Origin of the sequence: Xenorhabdus santafensis (assembly GCF_033949405.1) — a bacterium.
Taxonomy (GTDB): domain Bacteria; phylum Pseudomonadota; class Gammaproteobacteria; order Enterobacterales; family Enterobacteriaceae; genus Xenorhabdus; species Xenorhabdus santafensis.
The window spans coordinates 1-3,790 of the sequence record NZ_VCDN01000056.1 but is presented as its reverse complement, the minus strand read 5'-3'; the positions used below and the strand labels follow the sequence as shown (position 1 = coordinate 3,790).

Genomic DNA, 3,790 nt, shown 5'->3' with positions numbered 1-3,790 from the left:
AGGATCAGTTCATGCCGTATTAGAAAAAATTATGTTTCTATGTTTTCTTATGGTTTTATAAAAATAATATTAATCAATAAGATAGCATAATTTTCAACTGTATATTGTTCCAGTGCTTATTGACGCTTTGTCACTCTTACATCAAAATGTGGGGTAATCGGTGGGGGAATCCGAAATGATGTGAACTGATTCTTTTGGGATATGGGCATGACTATGTTAAACAAGTTGACTGATAAAAAACTCAGGACGTTACACGGAACGGAAAGAGATAAGTTAATAAAACTTGCCGATGGTGCGGGATTGATGATCCGTGTTACTAAAAAAGGTTCTATCAGTTGGTTTTTTAAGTACAGGATTGGGGGACGGGAGACCGAGGCCGATATCATAACTTTGGGGCGTTACCCTGACATGAGCCTTAAAGAAGCCCGTGGAATTCGAGATAAATGCCGGAACTGGCTTTCGCTAGGCAAAGATCCAAAATTTCAGCTTAAACTAACAACACAAGAATCATTAAAACCAGTCACAGTAAAAGAAGCTATAGAATATTGGATAGAAAACTACGCGAAAAATAACAGAGAAAATATTGATAAACACATTTCTCAGTTACAGAAGCACATATACCCTTATATTGGAAACATGGCATTAGCCGATTGTGAAACTCGTTATTGGCTTCAATGTTTTGATAGAATTAAAAAAACAGCCCCTGTTGCTGCTGGCTACATATTTCAGATGTGTAAGCAAGCTCTCAAGTTTTGTCGAGTAAGAAGGTATGCTATCAGCAATGCGCTGGATGATTTGACTATTCCTGATGTTGGTAAAAAACAAAATAAAGGTGAAAGATACTTAGAAGATAATGAAATAGGCCAATTGTGGAACTCTCTAAATACAAATATGTATTTACCTTACTACAGTAATTTATTGCGAATTTTAATCATATTTGGTTGCCGTTCACAAGAAGCTAGGCTATCGAAATGGTCAGAGTGGAATTTTGATTCTATGTTATGGACTGTACCAAAAGAAAATAGTAAATCAGGTGATAAAATTATTCGCCCAATACCTGAATCTCTGAAGCCATTTCTAGAAAAACTCAATTATCAAAATCATAAAAGCGGTTATCTATTAGGGAAACTTAAAAGCCCTGAAACAGTATCACAATACGGTAGAAATATATGGAAAAGATTAGAACATAATGAAGAATGGTCTTTGCATGATTTAAGACGAACCTTTGCAACAAAGCTAAATGATTTAGGTATAGCGCCACATGTGGTTGAACAGCTTCTAGGCCATGCCTTACCAAGCATTATGGCTATATACAACAAGAGTCAATACCTACCAGAGAAGCTGGACGCTTTAAACAAATGGTGTGAGCGGCTGGATGTATTGGCGGGCACTGACGAAAATGTGGTTATATTAAAAGCAACTCAATAATGGGAATGAATACGTTTGATAATGAACATGTTCATTGTGATATATATGTAACAAATGTGGCTTACTTTCGTAATAGTTTCCATTAAGTAAAATACCCTTACAAAAACAATTAAACAGTGAGGGTAATATGACTATTCAATACAGCATTCCGACACCTGAAGAACGCCGCTCTATCCTTTCCGAATATGGTGAACCTTATGATCGTCTGATCCGTGAAAAGGAACGCCAGCACATTACCTCTATATCCAGAACATCAGCATGGAAACTTGAAAATGAAGGACGCTTCCCTGCCCGTAAGCCATTAGGCCGCAATTCCTGTGCTTGGTTGCTCAGTGATCTGCTACATTGGGTACGTAATCCGCCAACTGTAGAAAATATAAATAATCCGTATATCCGTAAACCTACCAATTAAAAATTAACACCATGAAAAAATTAACTGCCTTAATTGGCAGTGGTGAAACTCACTCTAAAAATAGCCTGCTTTTTTGGCATAAAGGGATGTGATGGTCGATATTCGCTATAGAAATTATTTGAAATTAAGTAACCATCAATTTGAGAAACAACCCTCTTTAAGAGGGTTAATTGATCGTTCTTACTCAGATGATGCTTTGGTTTTACGCAGGCGGCGTTTGGCTTCTGTTCTGATGGCTTCAACAATGTATTTACCTGTGCTTTCGCCAGATTTTTTTGTCAGTTCCATCAATTCCACAACTTCGTGTGGAACACGTGCTACTAATTTTTGTGATTTATTATTTATGTCTGCCGTTGGCATATGTGACTCCGTGCTTGAATGGTGGTACACAGTATACGGCAAGAAAAACAAAATAATAGAGTTGACTCCTACCACATCTTGTAACTATAGTGGTGCACACCTTGAGTTGATTCAGGCTGAAAAAACAACGCCCCGAAGTGCTGTAACACTATCGAGGCGTCTAACCACAACGTAAAGGAGACTTACGCGATGGCTGGCACACAGCATACCCAAACTCGCCCTAAATTTACATGCCTAATTGCATTAAGCAATCAACGACTAATGCACCTACAGCGCCTTATCATCATTCTGGCGGGCATTTCCTCCCTGAGATCCGTTTCCCGTCAGGAGGTGAGCCGTGGGTAAAAAAACACTTTCATTAAAACAGGCAGAATATCGCACTCAGCTAGCAGCTTCTGTTTTCACGTTCATTCTCGAAAAATCACCGGAAGAATGCAGTATTGAACTCAATAATCTGATCTTGCTGGCGCGTGATATCAATCAGGAAATACAACAAGCATTGTTGAAACATACGCCACAGCCCTTGTTAATGACATTATTGGGTTACGTGGTGAACAGACCTCAGAAAGCAATACCGTTAGATCAAGCTATGTATCGGGCAGGGTTAGCCATATCACTATTTGAGGTGATTCTTGACAAAATTGGCAGGGATTGCTCCGAAGAACTGCGCGATCTGCTGTCGCTGGCCTGTGATTTCAACCAAGACGTCTATCACGCACTGTGTGTGGCTGTTTATGGGGAGGAATAAATCATGAGCCAGCGCTCCTCACAGCCTAAAAGCCCTACGGAAATCCGCCCAATAGACGTTATCCGAGCCGTGAAACAATCCGCTATGAATCACTGGCAAAGCCTATTGCCAGCCTGTGGTATTGATGTTCCGACAAAGGGGAAGCATGGCGCTTGTCCAATATGCGGTGGCACTGATCGTTTTCACTTTATAGACGATAACCATCACGGCGACTGGTATTGTCGCCAGTGTGATCAGCCCAATCATGGTGATGGTCTGGATTTAGTGGCCAGAGCTAAAAATATCACGATTCTGGCCGCCGCGAAGCAGATTGCTGATGTACTGGCAATGCCATTACCTGAACTCAAACCAGTTAAAGAGCAGCCTCGAACAGTGAAACCCATTACGGAACGGATCGCGGTGCTGGTGGAAAAATCGATAAGGGGAGAATCTCAGTATTTGGTGAAAAAGGGGCTGCAATACCCCAATCAGCGGTTATTGCAGGATTCTCTATTGCTGATAACTCAGACACTGAACGGTACTATCACCGGCGCTCAGACCATCAAACCAAACGGCGAAAAACGCCTTGTTTCCGGCATGCAGAAGAAAGGAAGTGTGATTCCGGTATCTGAACTTACCGGAACGCCGGACACCATTATTATTACCGAAGGTTATGCGACCGCGCTGACCGTCAGCCAGTTACATAATGGCGTGGTGCTGGCTGCGATTGATGAAAGTAATTTATTGAATGTTGCCGAATTGGTCAGAAAACAGTGGCCTGAATCGAAAATCATCCTTGCCGCCGATAATGATTGGCACTCACAAGGTGAACGGGACAAAAACGGCAAGCTCAAAAAGAATGT

Annotated in this window: 6 protein-coding genes; 5 read left to right on the top strand and 1 reads right to left on the bottom strand. The window is 41.1% G+C overall.

Annotated features, from left to right (window positions below; all coding sequences use genetic code 11):
- The first annotated feature begins 207 nt into the window (after positions 1 to 207).
- Positions 208 to 1,428, top strand: a complete 1,221-nt coding sequence (locus tag FE392_RS13950; protein ID WP_319930825.1) for a tyrosine-type recombinase/integrase — start codon at positions 208 to 210, stop codon at positions 1,426 to 1,428.
- Between the two features lie 127 nt (positions 1,429 to 1,555).
- The gene (locus FE392_RS13945; protein ID WP_319930824.1) at positions 1,556 to 1,840 is read left to right on the top strand and encodes a helix-turn-helix transcriptional regulator; all 285 of its coding nucleotides are present in this window, start codon (positions 1,556 to 1,558) and stop codon (positions 1,838 to 1,840) included.
- 180 nt (positions 1,841 to 2,020) lie between these two features.
- Here the strand turns inward: FE392_RS13945 and FE392_RS13940 are convergent, their stop codons facing one another.
- Complete coding sequence (locus FE392_RS13940; protein ID WP_319930823.1) at positions 2,021 to 2,200, bottom strand: YlcI/YnfO family protein; 180 nt, start codon at positions 2,198 to 2,200, stop codon at positions 2,021 to 2,023.
- Positions 2,201 to 2,389: 189 nt separating this feature from the next.
- Between FE392_RS13940 and FE392_RS13935 the strand changes: the two genes are divergently transcribed.
- The 3 genes from FE392_RS13935 to FE392_RS13925 form a co-directional block, all read left to right on the top strand.
- A complete protein-coding gene (locus FE392_RS13935) occupies positions 2,390 to 2,545 on the top strand; it encodes a hypothetical protein (protein WP_319930822.1) in 156 nt (51 codons plus the stop codon).
- A complete protein-coding gene (locus tag FE392_RS13930) occupies positions 2,538 to 2,948 on the top strand; it encodes a hypothetical protein (RefSeq protein ID WP_319930821.1) in 411 nt (136 codons plus the stop codon). Before FE392_RS13935 ends, FE392_RS13930 begins: the two co-directional genes overlap by 8 nt.
- A 3-nt stretch (positions 2,949 to 2,951) precedes the next feature.
- Positions 2,952 to 3,790 (top strand): primase-helicase zinc-binding domain-containing protein (locus tag FE392_RS13925; RefSeq protein ID WP_319930820.1); only part of this gene is annotated, 839 nt, incomplete at its 3' end.